Genomic DNA, 15,395 nt, shown 5'->3' on the forward strand with positions numbered 1-15,395 from the left:
GATCACCGTACCCCGGGATTGAATAAGGGCGGGTGTGCTGCACACTGTGCACGATGAGTGACCCGGGCAGCGACTTCCGCCTCTACCATTCCAATTCGCTGGACGTGCTGGCTGCCCTGCTGGCGCGCAACGTGCGTGTGCCGGTGCCGGGACAGCCGCTGCTGGCGCCGGAGGTGGTGCTGATCCCGCAGGTGGCGATGCGGCGCTGGCTGCAGGCGACACTGGCTGCCGAGTATGGCGTGGCCGCCAACCTGGAATTCCTGACCCCCGGTGAGTTCGTCGCCCGTGCGTTGAACGCCAATGTCGAGGGCGAAGCCGACGACCTGGACGCGGCCGCCCTGCACTGGCGCCTGTACCAGGCCCTGCGCGATCCGCAGCTGCTGGCGCAGCCACCGATGCGCGCGCTGCAGTCCTATCTTGCCGGGGGCGACGCGCTCAAACCCTGGGCCCTGGCCGGCGAACTGGCCTCGGTGTTCGAGAAGTACCAGGCCTGGCGCCGCGACTGGCTGCTGCGCTGGGAAGCCGGCGCCGACGCGGCCGATCCGCAGGCCATCCTGTGGCGCAGCATCGCCGCCGGCCACGGTTACCGCGCGCGCCGCATCCAGGCGTACCTGGACCGCTTCGAGGGCGCCGGCCAACCGCTGCCGCAGGGCCTGCCGCCGCGGATGTCGGCGTTCGCCACCCTCAACATCTCGCCCGACGTACTGCGGGTGATGGCCACCCAGTCGCGGGTGGGCGAACTGCATTTCTATCTGCCCACGCCGGTGCAGTCCTACTGGGGCGACCTGCAGACCCTGGCAGAGCGCCTGCGCAGCGGTGCGCCGGACCCGTTCGGCGAGGCCGCCGGCGAGAACCGCCTGCTGGAAGCGTGGGGTGCGGCTGGCCGCGATTTCATGGCGGTGCTGGGCAGCTATGAAGTGGTGCATCCGGCCGGCGAGATCGCGGCCTATTCCGACCCGGAGCAAGACACGCGGCCGACGATGGACCAGGGCGGGCTGTCCGACAGCCTGCTGCATCGCCTGCAGCGCGACCTGTTCCACCGTCGTGCCTTGCCTTCCGGTGAACTGCGCGATGGCCTGCGCAGCGACGACCCGAGCCTGCAGGTGCACGCCTGCCACACCCGCCTGCGCGAGCTGCAGGTGCTGCACGACCAGCTGCGCAGCCTGCTGCAGGACCCGCGCTTCGACCCGCCGTTGCAGGCGCGCGAGATCGCCGTGCTGGCGCCGGACATCGATCCGTATGTGCCCTATCTGGAAGCGGTGTTCGGCGGACGGGGGGGCGAGGACGAACACATCCCCTACGCGCTGGCCGACAGCAGTCCGTTGGCTGGCGAGCCGCTGGCCGACGTGTTCGTGCACCTGCTTGGCCTGCCGATTTCGCGCTTCGGCCTGAACGAGGTGCTGGATCTGCTGGCCAGTGCACCCCTGGCCGAGGCCGCCGGCCTGGAAGCGGTGGACTTCGACCGACTGCATGGCTGGTTGCAGCAGGCAGGCGCACGCTGGGGCCTGGATGCCCAGCATCGCGACCAGCTGCAGGCCCCCAGCGATGACGCCTACACCTGGCAGTTCGCGCTGGATCGCCTGCTGCTGGGCCACGCCACCGGCAGCGAGGTGGATCTGGCCGGGGTGGCTCCGTGGATCGAACTGGAAGGCGGGGCGCTGGATGCGCTGGACCGGCTGCTGCGCCTGCTGCGCGTGCTGGCCGTCTACCAGCGCCGGCTGGGCGAACTGTTGACCCCGGCACAGTGGCGGCAGCGCCTGCTGTCGCTGCTCGATGCCCTGCTGCCGACACCACCCAGCTCGCCCAACAGCCAGCGCGCGCTGGAGCGCCTGCGCAAGCTGCTCAACCAGTTCGCCGAGGATGCGCACAAGGCCGGGTTCGCCGATGGCGTGCCACCGGAGGTGGTGCGTGCGCACTTCGCCGGTGCGCTTGCCGAGGCCGATACGCGCGCGCCGTTGCTGACCGGTGGCATCAGCTTCGGCCGCATGGTGCCGATGCGCCTGCTGCCGTTCCGGGTGATCTGCGTGCTCGGCCTCAACGATGGTGATTTCCCGCGTCGCGACCCGGCCGCCGGCCTCAACCAGCTCACCGCCGAACTGGATACGCCGCGCCGCCGTCCCGGCGACCGCTCCACCCGCGAAGACGATCGTTTCCTGTTCCTGCAGTTGTTTGCTGCTGCGCAGGACGTGTTCTACCTCAGCTACCTCGGCGCGGACCCGCGCGATGGCAGCGTGCGCGAACCCTCGGTGCTGGTCAGCGAACTGATCGATGCCGCCGCGGCCTATCACCTCGATCCGTCGACCGCCACGCGGGACTTCACCGTGCGCCACGCGCTGCAGCCGTTCTCGCCGGCCGCCTTCGGTGACGGCGATCCACGCCGCTTCAGCTACCGCCGGCAGTGGCACCCGGCCGCCGGGCGGCTGGGCGGGCAGCGCGGCGGCCTGCTGCCGTGGTTCGACGCCGCACTGCCGCCGCCGGTGGACGACGCGGTGGAAGAAGAGGTCTCGCTGGAGAGCCTGCGTCGTTTCCTGTGTGATCCGGCCGGGCAGTTCCTCGCACAGTCGCTGGGCCTGCGCCTGGCCGACGACGTCGAGGACGTCGACGACCTGGAGCCGCTGGTGCTGTCCTCGCGTGGGCCGGAGAAGCGCAGTGTGCAGCTGGCCGTGGTGCAGGCCACCCTGGCCGGTGACAGCGAGCCGCTGTACCCGCGGCTGCGCGCACGCGGGCTGCTGCCGTCGGGCATCCTCGGCGAGCGCCAGTTTGAAGTGGAGCGGCTCAAGACCCGACCGTATGCCACGGCCATGCTGGGCTGGTTGCAGGGCACGCCGCTGGAGAGCCGCCGCTATGAAGTGGAGATCGACGGCGTTCGCCTGCATGGCCGGGTCGGTGATCGCCATCCCGAAGGCCTGGTGCGCCTGCGCGCCGGCGCCCTCAACGGCAACGCGGTGATCCGCCAGGGGCTGGACTGGCTGCTGGCCAACGCCGCCGGCGATGCCTTGCCGCTGGTGCAGTTCTACGACGGCGGTGATGCCGGCCCCGGTCCGCATGCATTGCCTGCCTTGACCGTGCCCGCAGCACGCGCGGCATTGCGCGCGCTGCTGCAGCTGCGCCAGCGTGGGCTGCGCGAACCACTGCGCTTTGCGCCCTATACCGGCTGGGTGCTGTTCAACGCGCCGGTGGAAAAGCAGCGCAGCGAAGGCTGGAAACAATGGCATGGCAGCGACCGCAGCTGGGGTGAAGCCAACAGTGATGCCTGGCAGCTGCTGCTGCGTGGCGCCGACCCGTTCGCCGACGACGCCAGTTACGCCGACCTGCTGCGCAACAGCCAGGTGGTCTTCAGCGCCGTGCGCGAAGGGCGCAGCTTCGGCAATGATCCACAGGCGGGCCACGCATGAGCAGCGGTGCCGAGGGCGCTTCCATCAACACGCATTGCCCCGACCCTTACCTGGCGTTGCCGCTGCACGGCACGCGACTGATCGAAGCCAGTGCCGGCACCGGCAAGACCTTTACCCTGGCGACGCTGTTCACCCGTCTGGTGGTCGAGCAGGGCCTGCGTATCGGCCAGATCCTGGCGGTGACCTTCACTGACGCCGCCACCCAGGAACTGCGCAAGCGCATCCGCGAGCGCCTGGCCCTGGCTGCGCGCCTGGTCGATCTGCAGCCGGGCGACGATGAAACACCCGATGCGCTGCTGACCCGGCAGGTGCTGCAACGTCATCTGCATGACGGCACGGAAACCGCAAAAGCGTTGAAGCGGCGCCTGCAGGTAGCCGCCGACGAGATCGATCTGGCTGCGATCTTCACCATCCACGGCTTCTGCACCCGCGTGCTGCGCGAACATGCGCTCGAAAGCGGGCATACCTTCGACCCGCCCGAGCTGCTGGCCAGCGATCGCGAGCTGCTGGAAGAGCTGGCCGCCGATCTCTGGCGTGTGCATGCCAACGACCCGGCAACGCTGGAACCGCTGACCTGGTTGTGGTCCCACCCGGACGCGCTGGCGGCTGACCTGCGCGCGCTGCTGGCATCGCCACCGCTGCACCCGCCACTGCAGCCGCTGGCCGTGGACGATCCGCGCCCGGCGCTGCAGGGCACGGCGGCGGAACTGTCGATGGCCGTGCGCGAGCACGGTGAGCGCTTCTTCCTGGACCTGTGCGAAGCGGTCGACAACAAGTGGATCAACGGCGTTTCCTACAAGCTGGGCTGGCTGCACCCGCTGGGCCGGCAGCTGTTGGGCTGGGCCGAGCGCGGCGACGCAGCCGAACTGCTGTCCAGCGACCGCTTGCCGGCGCTGCTGCCCGATGCGCTGGTGGCCAAGACCAACAAGAAGTTCGCCGACCGCACACCGTCCTCGCCGCTGCAGGCACCGCTTGAGCGCTACGTGGCACTGCTGGCCCAGCGCGAACAATGGCTGCGTGCCACGGCACTGAACTTCCTGCACGCCCTGCGCGAGGAAGCCACCCAGCGCCTGTCGGCGCTGAAGCGCGTGCGCCGCGTGCAGACCTACGACGATCTGATCGACGGCGTCGCCCGCGCGCTGGAAGGCCCGCAGCGGCTGGCCCTGGTCAAGCAGCTGCGGGCGCAGTACCGCATCGCCCTGGTCGATGAATTCCAGGATACCGATGACCGCCAGTGGGGCATCTTCCATACCGTGTTCGGTGCCTCGCCGGAGGTGGACGAACTGGGGCTGCAGCCGGCGCTGTTCCTGATCGGTGACCCCAAACAGGCCATCTATGGCTTCCGCGGCGGCGACATCCATACCTACCTGAAAGCCAAGCAGGTGGCCGAGCAGGCACCGGCGCTGGACCAGAACTTCCGCTCGCGCCCGGCCGTGCTGCGCGCGCTGCAGGCGCTGTACGACAACGCTGGCGAAGATGCCTTCCTCGAACGCGACATCCGGTTCGAGCCGGTGCGGCCCGGTGGCGTGCGTGTCGATGAGGACTACCTGCGCGATGGCCGGGCCGCACCGGCGCTGACCCTGCGCCTGCTGCGCAGCGACGGTGAAAAGGCCCTTGGCGCCGATGCGTCGCGCGACGCGGCGACCCAGGCCTGTGTGGCCGCGATCCACCAGATCCTGCTGGAGGCGCGTGCCGGCACCGCGCTGCTGCGTGGGCGCCCGGTGCAACCCGGCGATATCGCCGTGCTGGTGCGCTCGCATCGCGAAGCCACGCTGGTGCAGCGTGCACTGGCCGCAGTCGGCATTCCCGCGGTGGCGGCCGGCAAGCAGAGCCTGTTTGCCACCAGCGAGGCCCGTGACCTGCGTGCGTTGCTGCTGGCGTTGCTGCAACCGGCCGACGAAGGGCGACTGCGTACTGCATTGGCAACGGTACTGCTGGGGCAGCGCGCAAGCGCGATTGCCAGCATGGAGCGTGAGGGGGACCTGCAGCGCGGGTTCCAGGCACAGCTGCTGCACTGGCGCGAGCGCTGGCAGCGTGGCGGCCCGTTCGCGGTGGTGGCCGATGTCTGCGCCGCGCAGGGCGAGCGCCTGTTGGCGCTGATCGATGGCGAGCGGCGCCTGACCAACTACCTGCAGCTGGGCGAACTGCTGCAGGAAGCCTCCGCGCAGGCACTGGGCATGCACGGCCTGCTGGACTGGCTGCAGGGGCAGATGGCCAATGCCGACCAGGATGACGAGCAACAGCTGCTGCGGCTGGAGTCCGACGCGCGACGGGTGCAGATCATCACCCTGCACAAGAGCAAGGGCCTGGAATACCCGCTGGTGTTCCTGCCGTTCGTGGGCATCGATGGCGGCGCGCCGAACACCGCCACCCACTGCACCGTGCACCTGCAGGGTGAGCGCCAGCTGCATTGGAAGCTGGACAGGGACGACGCCTGGGACACGGCCAGCAGCCAGCGCGAGCGCGAACAGCGTGCAGAAGACGCGCGCCTGCTGTACGTCGGCCTGACCCGCGCCGAGCATGCCTTGTGGATCGCCACCGGCGATCTGGCAGGCCATGCGAAGACCCGCCTGGCGCCGTTGCTCGGCGACCTGCAGGCGCTGCGTACGCACGCGGACGTAGACCTGGATGACAGTGCGCCGCCGGGCCGCCTGCCGCAGCTGCTGGCCGAAACCGAAGGTGAGCTGCCTGCGGTGCGTGCCTTGACCCGCCGGGTGCCACATGACTGGTGGGTCTACAGCTTCACCCAGCTGGCGCATGCCGACGCTGGCAACGGCGACGATATCGAAGCGGCGGCCACCGAACTGCCGGCACCGGCTGCCGACGAACCCGCCGGTGCCGAGCTGCCGCTGGAACCGGCGCTGCCGGACGCTGCCGCAGAAGACACTGCGCCGCCGGATCCGCGCTTCATGGGCAGCCGCTTCGGCAATGTGCTGCACGATGCACTGGAGAACGTCGACTTTGCACTGTGGTCGCACTGGCAGCCGCAGCAACCGGCACCGGAGGGACAGGCCGACGTGCTGCGCCGCTCGCTGCACGACGAAGGCTATGCCGACGAGGATCTGGACGATGGCGTGGCGGTGCTGGTGCCGCTGGTCGGCCACACCCTCACCGTACCGCTGCCCGAAGGCGGTGCGCTGTGCAGCGTGCCCGAGCATGAGCGCCGGGCCGAAATCGAGTTCCACTTCGCCATCGAGCCGACCGCAGTACCGGTGCTGCTGCAGCTGCTGCACGAGCACGGCATCTCCAGCGCGCGGCGCGGTTTCGGCCTGCGCAGAAGGCTGGAAGGCCTGATGACCGGCAAGATCGATCTGACCTACGTGCGTGATGGCCGCTGGTATGTGCTGGACTACAAATCCAACCGGTTGCCGGGCTACAGCCCGGACCTGCTGGAGATCGCCATGCGCCACAGCGAGTACGACCTGCAGGCGCTGATCTATACCGTGGCCCTGCATCGCTGGCTGCGCTTCCGCCTGGGCGCGGCATACGACTACGCGCGCGACATGGGCGGTATCCGCTATCTGTTCTGCCGGGGCCTGGATATCGCCGGCAACGGCGTGCACGTGCAGCGCTTCGCGCCTGAGCTGGTGGATGCGCTGGATGCCTTGTTTGCGGGCGGCGAAGCAGCCCAGGCCGAGATGGCGGCGCGCGCGCGCGGAGAAACCGCATGAACCTGCTGCGCGATCTGCATCGCAGTGGCCAGCTGCGCACCCTGGACCACGCCCTGGCCATCAGCCTCAAGCGCCTGCGCGAGGACACGCCGGACGACGTGGCACTGGCCGCCGCACTGGCCTCGCTGGCCGTGGCGCAGGGGCATGCTGGCTTCGATCCGCGCCAGCCCCAGCGCGTGATCGATGGTATTCCGGCATGGCCCGAACCTGCGCAGTGGCTGGCGCAGCTGCAGGCCTCGCCCTGGGTGGCGACCCCGCAGGATGCCGGCGCCGCCGCCGCGGAAGCGCCGCTGGTGCTCGAGAACGGTCTGCTGTACCTGCGCCGCTACCGCGAATACGAGCGGCAGTTGGCTGTCGGCCTGCAACGCATCGGCCGCCATCCGCTGCCTGCACCGGACATGGCTGCGGTGGCGCCCCTGTTCGCGCGTCTGTTCCCGCACGCCGCAACCGGTGAGGACCACCAGGCCCGTGCGGCTGGCGTAACGCTGCGCCACCCGCTGGCCCTGGTCACCGGTGGTCCCGGTACCGGCAAGACCACCACCATCGCCCGCCTGCTGCTGCTGTTGGCGGCACAGGCGCAGCACCAGGGCCTGCCCGTGCCGAAGGTAGCGTTGGCCGCACCCACCGGCCGCGCTGCCGAGCGCATGGCCGAAAGCCTGCGCCTGGCCGTACAGCGGCTGCAGGAGCAGGGGCTGGACCCGGCGCTGTGCACCGCGCTGCCCAGCACAGGCACCACCCTGCATCGCCTGCTCGGCGTGATTCCCGATTCACCGCGCTTCCGCCATCACGCCGACAACCCGTTGCCGGTGGATGTGGTGGTGGTCGACGAAGCCTCGATGATCGACCTGCCATTGATGGCCAAGCTGGTCGACGCGATCGCCAGCGGTACCCGCCTGATCCTGCTCGGCGATCCCGACCAGTTGCCGTCAGTGGAAGCCGGTGATGTGCTCAGCGCCATCCTGCGCGCCAGCGGCGATGGCATCGGCACCCGTGCCGACGATGCGCAGGCGCTGCATGGACTGCTGGCAGCGGCGACGCTGCAGCCGCAGGCACCGCCGCGCGCGTTCGCAGGCCGCCGCGTGCAGTTGCAGCGTGGCTACCGGCAGAGTGATGCGCTGGACCTGGCGCCGCTGGCGCAGGCCGTGCGTGGCGGTGACAGTGGTACCGCCCTGCGCCTGCTGCGCAGTGGCGGGCTGGCTGGTGTCCGTTTCCATGAAGGCGAGGCGGACCCGTTGCGTGGCCAGCGCGAGCATCTGCTCGACCACTGGCGCGCACTGGCCGACGCAGCGGACCCGGCGCAGGCACTGCAGCAGGCCGGCCGCCTGCGCGTGTTGACCGCACTGCGCGAAGGCCCGCAGGGCGCGCGTGGCCTCAACAGCCGCATTGAACAGCTGCTGGCTGGCAACACCCCGGGCTACTTCCAGGGCCGGCTGCTGCTGATCACCGAAAACAGCTACCGCCACCGTCTGTTCAACGGCGATATCGGCATCTGCCTGCGCGATGGCAGCGGTGCGATGGTGGCCTGGTTCCCCGGCGAGACCGCCGACCAGCCGCGCGCCTTCCACCCGGCAGCGTTGCCCGCACACGAGAGCGCGTTCGCGATGACCGTGCACAAGGCGCAGGGTTCGGAGTTCGATGAGGTGTGGTTGCAGCTGCCGAGGCAGGACAGCCGCGTGTTGTCGCGCGAACTGGTCTACACCGGCCTGACCCGCGCCCGCCAGCGCCTGCAGGTGGCCGGCAGCGCCGAGGTGCTGGAGGCGGCATTGAAACGACATGCCAGCCGCCTTGGTGGCCTGGCCTGGCGACTGGGTGCGGAAGAGGTAACCGAGGAACCGGCGCGCGGCGAAGAACCCACCGTGCAAGGCACGTTGTTCTAAACGCCAGCCTTACCATCACGTCGGTCACCTTCATCCACGCACGGCGTGGATCTACCGTGTCGACCAAGGTCGACACCCACCAGAAGCAGGCCATGCCATTCCGACAGATCGCGGAAATCTGTCGAAGGCGGGGTGGGTCCGGTTGCGGGGGCGTGAGCCGCATGGATGCGGCGACCGAGCTTACATGGACGTACTTGCAGCGTCCCCCGCAACCGGACCCACCCCGCCAACCCACGGAGAGCACGCATTTGATGTTGACGTTGCCGCTGCCGTTGATTCGGCGGGTGCAGGGCGCAGCCCTGCCGCCAAATCTATTCCGGCATCAACACCAACCCATCCGGATACACGATCGCCGCTTCATCCGCACTGACATCGAAGAACCCCACGCCGTGCTTCTCGGCCAGGTCCTGCACCCGCCCATGCGCGCGCTCGGCCACCGAGTACGCGAACGCGCCATAGATCACATGGCGGCCGATGCTGTACTCGGTCACTTCGGCGCGATCATCATCGTCATTGCTCAGCGGGCCGTTCATCGGCGGAAACTCCTGCGCCATCTCCGCGAACCATGCCTGCAGCGCCGGGCTGCTGACCGCCGGGTCGTCGTACTCGTGACGTTCGTTCCACTGCGCCTGCTTCTCGAACCAGGCGATGAACGCCGCCGCTTCACGCGGGGCGACGCTGGCCTCGAACACCATCATGTCGTAACTCATTGAACCGTCCTGTTGCCGTGGCGTAAGGATGCCGGGCATGACCCGGCGCTACCGGATTACGATGGTAGCGCCGGGCCATGCCCGGTGGATCGCATCAGACGGACGGCGCTGCGGCGTCCGCTAATCCCGGCGCCAACGCCTTCGCTTCCGGGAACAGCGCAAACCGCAGACCGACCAGGCCCATCAGCGCCTCGTCGCGCGCCTTGCAGGCGGCCACGCTGCCGACCCGGCCCAATGAGGTGTCCAGCCGTTCGCGCAGCGCCTCGGCCGCCACAATCGGCTTGCGTGCGGCGATCTGCCGGCGATAGTGCACGGCCACTTCCTCCAGGATGTGCTCGACCGCCTCACGGCTGCGCTCCGGCAGCTCCAGGCGGGCGCGGCGCAGCTGCAGGATGTTCAGGCCGATGCGCGCCTCGTTGAGCATGTCCACCGAGGCGATGTCGCTGCCTTCCGGGGTCGCCGCCAGGCGCGGTGCCAGCAGGCCGAGCAGATCCAGCATGCGCGCAGCGAAGCGCTGGCGATCCTGCTGGCCACGGCCTTCGGCCGCCTCGGCCAGCGTGGTCCAGCCCTGCCGTACCAGCCGGCGCGCGGTCCATTCGGCACCCACCGAGCGGAACAGCCGGGTCATCACCACCGCAAAGCCAATGCCGATGAACATCGCGATCGACGAGTTGGCGAAGGTCTGCACGTTGGCACTGTAGGTGTTCTGCAGGCTGAGCAGCGCAGCCAGGTTGACCGTCAGCGGCAGCGCGAACAGCGCGCTCTTCGGGTGGTGCAGCAGCAGGCCCAACGGCAGGAACACCACTGCCAGCACCAGCGCCAGCAGGCCGAAGTCGTGCACGGCGGGGAACACGCCGAACAGGTACACGCCGGCGACCAGCGAAGCCACCATCGCCCACACCAGGAACGAGACCATGCTCGGCGCCGGGTCGTCCTGTGCCGCGAAGAACGCGGCGGTCACCGCGGCCATCATCGCGCCGTTGCCACCGCCCTCCCAGCCCAGGCCGATCCACAGCACGCAGTAGCTCATCAGCGCCACGCCGGCGCTGAGCGCGGAGAACAGTGCCATGCCGTAGTCGACGTGCTTGTCGGTGGCGGCGCGTTCGGTGCGGATGCGGTAGTGCGCGCGGTCCAGCGGCGCGGTGCCCTGGTCGATCGCGTGCTGCAGGGTGCGGCAGTCCTGCCACAGGTCCACCAGCTCCTCCAGGCGCAGCAGCAGGCTGGCCAGCTGCAGGTGCTGCAGATCGTGGTCCACCTGTGGCTTCAGCGCACTGATGCGTGCGCGCAGGCGCGCGTAGTCGCTGGCACTGGACGGCGTGTCGATCCAGTCGTGGATGTCATCGACCAGCGTCGGCAAGCCCTCGGGCAGGGTCTGTCCATCGCTGCGCAGCGCACTGAGGCGGTCGGCGATCGATGACAGCACCGGCAGCAGCAACAGCATGCGTTCGCGCAGGCGCTCCATCGAGACGGCCGCGCCGGCATGGCGTGGGTCATCGCGGCGCAGGAACTCGATCAGCGCCTCGAACTGCACCAGGTCGGCGGCCAGCCGGTTGCGTGGGGCATGCGCGCGGCCGCGCTCGAGGATCTGCCGGCACCACTGCGCTGCGTCCTCCATCCAGTTGCCGATGCGCGCGCCGAGCATCGGCCGCACCGAGGCCGGGAACAGCAGCGAGGCGAACAGCACCGCTACCACCGTACCGAGGATGATCTCCTCGCTGCGCGCCACCACGGTGTCGAAGATGGTCTCCGGCGAGGTCACCGCCGGGAAACCGATGAATGCAGTGGTGTAGCCGGCAAGCAGGAACGCGTAGCCACGTGGGCCACGGTTGAGCAGGGCCAGGAACAGGCAGCCGGCCAGCCAGATCGACATCGCCGCGCTCAGGACCAGCGGTGTTTCCACCAGGGCGGGCAACATCAGCAGGGTGGCCAGGCCGGCGGTCAGGGTGCCGAGGATGCGGTACACGCCCTTGGCCCGGGTCGGGCCCAGCAGCGGCTGGCTGACGATGTACACCGTGCCCATCGCCCAGTACGGGCGCGACAGGTTGCCGGCCATGGCGATATACAGCGCGACGATCGCTGCCAGGTAGGTCTTGATCGAGAACAGCCAGGCCTGGCGGTCGGTCAGCCCGTTCATCGCTTACCTCGCCGCCGTCGGCGCAGACGCAGACGCGGCACTGTCCTGCCAGCCACCGCCCAGTACCAGGAACAGGTGGATCTGGTCGCGCGAGACCTGGGCTTCGGCCGCGGCCAGGGTGGCATCGCTGCTGGCCAGGCTGCGGTCGGCATCCAGGCTGGACAGGTACGGCGTGCGGCCACCCTGGTACAGCCGGCGGTTCTGCTCTGCGGCCATCGCAGCCTGCTCCTGCGCCACGCGCAACGACTGCAGGCGGCGCAGATCCTGCGCATAGCGGTCCAGTGCGGTCTGTGTTTCGCGCAGTGCCTGCAGCACGGCATGGTCGAACTCGGCCAGCGCGGCATCGGCGCCAGCCTCGGCGGCATGGATGCGTGCATGCGTGCCCGAGGACGGCAGCGTCCACGAGATCAGCGGGCCGAACGACCACTGCTGGGTCATCGGCTGGCCGAAGTCTTCCAGCAGGCCGGCGGCGCCGACCGAGGCGCCCAGGCGGATGTCCGGGTACAGCTCGGCAGTGGCGACACCAATCCGCGCGGTGGCCGAGGCCAGCTTGCGTTCGGCCTGGCGGATGTCGGGACGGCGCTGCAACAGCGCGCGGCCATCACCGACCGGCAGCGGCTGGGCAAGGGTGGGTGCGTGCGCGCAGTCGATCACCCCGGCCGGCAGCTGGCCCGGGGTCTGCCCAAGCAGTGCCGCCAGCGAATAGGCGGCGGCCGAACGCTGCGCCTGCAGCGGGGGCAATGCGGCTTCCAGCAGCGCGACCTGGGCATTGGCGCGCGCCAGTTCCGGCGGCGTGCCGCGGCCTGCGCTGATCAACCGCTGGGTGACCGAACGGCTGCGCTGCTGCAGCTGCAGGGAATGCTCGGCGACATGCAGCTCATGGTTGGCGTGGCAGATCTCCAGGTAGCTGTCGGCCACCTCGGCCACCACGCTCACCTGGGCCAGGTCACGTGCAGCGGCCACCGACTGTTCGTCGGCGTGGGCTGCTTCGGCACCGCGCTTGAGCTTGCCGAACAGGTCGAACTGGTAGCTCACCGCGAACTTGCCGTCGGCCAGGTTGATCACCGGCAGCTCGTGCTCCTGCAGGAACGACTCGGCCGACAACTGTGCGCGGCTGACGCCGGCTTCGGCCTCGTACTCGAAGCCACCGGCGTCCATCGCCTGCTCGTACACCGCAGCAGCGCGGCGCAGATGCGCGTCGGCAGCCTTCAGTTCGACGTTGTCGCGCAGCGCCTGGGTGATCAGCCCATCCAGCACCGGGTCGTTGTACAGCGACCACCAGCGTGCCGGCAGTGCCTGGTTGGCAGCCACTTCGGGGTTGTGGGTATCGATGAACGCGGCATTCGCTTGCGGCCGCCTGAACGCCGAGCCCTCGGGCAATGCGTAATCCGGGCCGACGGTTCTGCACGCAGCCAGGCTGGCCAGCGCGACGATCAGGCCAAGGCGGGGCAGGGCGGCGTTCACAGGCCCGCCTGTGTCGGCGCAGCGCCGGCCTTCTTGTTCTGCACGTGGCGGCCGGTATCCACGGTCACCGTGGCGGTGCGCCCGGCGATCAGCTCCACGCCGGCAGGCACCTCGTCGATGGCGATGCGTACCGGGATGCGCTGCGCCAGCCGCACCCAGTCGAAAGCCGGGGTCACGTTCGGCAGCAGGGTGCTGCCATTGCTGCGGTAGCGATCCTCGATGCCGGCGGCGATGCTTTCGACATGGCCGTGCAGAGGGGTGTCTTCGCCCATCAGGCGGATGTCCACGCGCTGCCCCGGGGCCACGCCGCGCAGGCGGGTTTCCTCGAAGTAGCCATCGATGCGGAACGAACCGGTATCCAGCAGCGCCAGCACCGGCTTGCCGGCCACCACGTAGTCGCCCACGCGCATGGTGCGGTCGTTGACCCGGCCATTGGCCGGTGCACGTACTTCGGTGCGGGCCAGGTTGAGTTCGGCCAGGTCGACCGCGGCCTGTGCGGTGGCCAATGCGGCCTGTGCGGCCTGCAGCTTGGCCCGGCGGACTTCGGCGTCCTCGGCGGCGACCAGATCCTGCAGGCTGCGGTCGCGTCCGATCTCACGGCGCAGCTGCGCGACCGATGCCTGGCGTTCGGCCAGGCTGGCGCGGCTCTGCTCCAGCGCGATGCGGTAGCGTGCGCGATCGATCACGAACAGCAGGTCGCCCTTTTTCACGGCCTGGTTGTCGGCTACCTGCACCGTTTCGACCAGGCCGGACACATCCGGCGCCACCTGCACCACGTCGGCGCCGACGTGGGCGTCGCGGGTCCACGGCTCATCCATGTAGTAGACCCACAACTGGCGCAGCACCAGCAGGGCGACGATCACGGCTGTGCAGGTAAGCAGCACCGGCAGGGTCTTCTTCACGATCTTGTTCACGATTGCATCCAACGCAGGAGGTGGAACAGCAGGCCCAGCACGATCCCGTACAAGGCCAGGTTGAACAGCGCCGGGTGCCATACGTGGCGATAGGCACCGGCACGCTGCAGCAGCGCGTGCAGGCCGCTGTTGACCAGGTAGGCCAACACCATCAACCCGAGCAGGGTCGGGACGAACACTCCGTGGAGACTGAATTCACCGGGCATCGGTAGGGGCGGGGACGGTAGGGGAAGGGGAGGTGGAACAGGACAACGGCAACGGGCAAAAGCCGCTGGCGCATGCACGGCAGCGGCGGTATTCACCGACAACGGGCTTACGTGATTCGGTCGGCAGCCTCGGCCAGCAGGCGCCATGCCTTCAGCACGGCATGCAGTTCATCCATGGAAAGCTCGCCGAACACGTCCTGGCGCAGGCCGATCAACTGGTCTTCCAGTTCCCGCACCAACGCCTGGCCTTCCTCGGTCAGCCACAGCAGGTTGGCGCGGCGGTCGCTGGCATCGCATTCGCGGCGGACCAGCCCACTGGCGCAGAGCTTGTCCAGCAGGCGCACCAGGGAAGGGCCTTCCATGCCCAGCTGCTGCGCCAGCGCGACCTGGCGGATGCCACCGCCGGAGCGGCCGATCATCAGCAGGGGCATGGTGCAGGCGGTGGAGATGCCGTAGCTGCCCAACCGGCTGTCGGCCAGGCGCTGCCACTGCCGCCCTGCGTACAGCAGGCCGGAGCTGAGCTGCATCTGCAGCAGGGTGCGCTCGTCGAGGGGGCGGTCCATAAGTAATAGATAGGATACTACTAATTTCATTCCTATCAATAGGTTTTACTGAATGGGTGGGTGTATTGAGGAAAGCGTTGCGCCTGCTGGCTATCGGTTGGGGTGGCGGAGGGCTGGGCGGGGCAGGACACGCTGCAAGTACGTCCCTGTAAGCTCGATCGGCGCATCCATGCGCCTCACGGTCCTACCCGCCCGGCCCTCCGCCACCCACCCCACATCCCGCGGGCGCGGAGGGCAAGAGCGGTAGCGGCGGGGGCCCCCCCCCCCGGCCCCCGCCCCCCCCCCCCCCCCCCCCCCGCCCGCCCCCCCCGCCCCCCCCCCCCCCCCCCCCCCCCCCCCCCCCCCCCCCACCCCACATCCCGCGGGCGCGGAGGGCAAGAGCGGTAGCGCCGGGCCATGCCCGGCGGCTCCTGGTAGCACCCGCTCCGCTCGCCGGGCATGGCCCGGCGCTACCAGAGCAC

General features: G+C 69.4%; 9 protein-coding genes. 3 read left to right on the forward strand and 6 right to left on the reverse strand.

What is annotated here, in order from left to right; translation table 11 throughout:
- Nucleotides 1-53: 53 nt before the first annotated feature.
- The 3 genes from recC to recD are packed head-to-tail and all read left to right on the forward strand — an operon-like array spanning nucleotide 54 to nucleotide 8,943.
- Nucleotides 54-3,395: an exodeoxyribonuclease V subunit gamma gene (gene recC, locus M2299_RS13785; RefSeq protein WP_100437210.1), complete on the forward strand. Its 3,342-nt coding sequence runs from the start codon at nucleotides 54-56 to the stop codon at nucleotides 3,393-3,395.
- Complete coding sequence (gene recB / locus M2299_RS13790; RefSeq protein ID WP_280884542.1) at nucleotides 3,392-7,066, forward strand: exodeoxyribonuclease V subunit beta; 3,675 nt, start codon at nucleotides 3,392-3,394, stop codon at nucleotides 7,064-7,066. Before recC ends, recB begins: the two co-directional genes overlap by 4 nt.
- Nucleotides 7,063-8,943 (forward strand): exodeoxyribonuclease V subunit alpha, encoded by a 1,881-nt coding sequence (gene recD / locus M2299_RS13795; RefSeq protein WP_280884543.1) that lies wholly within the window; start codon nucleotides 7,063-7,065, stop codon nucleotides 8,941-8,943. Before recB ends, recD begins: the two co-directional genes overlap by 4 nt.
- A 311-nt stretch (nucleotides 8,944-9,254) precedes the next feature.
- On the opposite strand, the gene M2299_RS13800 is transcribed toward recD, so the two are convergent.
- The 6 genes from M2299_RS13800 to M2299_RS13825 form a co-directional block, all read right to left on the reverse strand.
- On the reverse strand, nucleotides 9,255-9,653 hold the full coding sequence (locus tag M2299_RS13800; RefSeq protein WP_099844473.1) for a hypothetical protein: 399 nt from the start codon (nucleotides 9,651-9,653) through the stop codon (nucleotides 9,255-9,257).
- Between the two features lie 94 nt (nucleotides 9,654-9,747).
- On the reverse strand, nucleotides 9,748-11,787 hold the full coding sequence (locus M2299_RS13805) for an FUSC family protein (protein WP_280884544.1): 2,040 nt from the start codon (nucleotides 11,785-11,787) through the stop codon (nucleotides 9,748-9,750).
- Between the two features lie 3 nt (nucleotides 11,788-11,790).
- Entirely contained in the window at nucleotides 11,791-13,251 is a 1,461-nt protein-coding gene (locus M2299_RS13810) for an efflux transporter outer membrane subunit (RefSeq protein WP_280884545.1), read from the reverse strand.
- The gene (locus tag M2299_RS13815; RefSeq protein ID WP_280884546.1) at nucleotides 13,248-14,165 is read right to left on the reverse strand and encodes an HlyD family secretion protein; all 918 of its coding nucleotides are present in this window, start codon (nucleotides 14,163-14,165) and stop codon (nucleotides 13,248-13,250) included. Before M2299_RS13815 ends, M2299_RS13810 begins: the two co-directional genes overlap by 4 nt.
- A complete protein-coding gene (locus M2299_RS13820) occupies nucleotides 14,162-14,371 on the reverse strand; it encodes a DUF1656 domain-containing protein (RefSeq protein WP_025875651.1) in 210 nt (69 codons plus the stop codon). Before M2299_RS13820 ends, M2299_RS13815 begins: the two co-directional genes overlap by 4 nt.
- Before the next feature lie 107 nt (nucleotides 14,372-14,478).
- A complete protein-coding gene (locus M2299_RS13825) occupies nucleotides 14,479-14,934 on the reverse strand; it encodes a MarR family transcriptional regulator (RefSeq protein ID WP_280884547.1) in 456 nt (151 codons plus the stop codon).
- Nucleotides 14,935-15,395 lie beyond the last annotated feature (461 nt).

The sequence above is a fragment of the Stenotrophomonas sp. 1278 genome, from assembly GCF_029892765.1.
GTDB classification, from domain to species: domain Bacteria; phylum Pseudomonadota; class Gammaproteobacteria; order Xanthomonadales; family Xanthomonadaceae; genus Stenotrophomonas; species Stenotrophomonas indicatrix.

Coding starts and splice junctions, on each gene's coding strand:
- M2299_RS13825 (WP_280884547.1), bottom strand. CDS start 14,934: ATGGACCGCCCCCTCGACGAGCGCACCCTGCTGCAGATGCAGCTCAGC.
- recC (WP_100437210.1), top strand. CDS start 54: ATGAGTGACCCGGGCAGCGACTTCCGCCTCTACCATTCCAATTCGCTG.
- M2299_RS13820 (WP_025875651.1), bottom strand. CDS start 14,371: ATGCCCGGTGAATTCAGTCTCCACGGAGTGTTCGTCCCGACCCTGCTC.
- M2299_RS13800 (WP_099844473.1), bottom strand. CDS start 9,653: ATGAGTTACGACATGATGGTGTTCGAGGCCAGCGTCGCCCCGCGTGAA.
- recB (WP_280884542.1), top strand. CDS start 3,392: ATGAGCAGCGGTGCCGAGGGCGCTTCCATCAACACGCATTGCCCCGAC.
- M2299_RS13805 (WP_280884544.1), bottom strand. CDS start 11,787: ATGAACGGGCTGACCGACCGCCAGGCCTGGCTGTTCTCGATCAAGACC.
- recD (WP_280884543.1), top strand. CDS start 7,063: ATGAACCTGCTGCGCGATCTGCATCGCAGTGGCCAGCTGCGCACCCTG.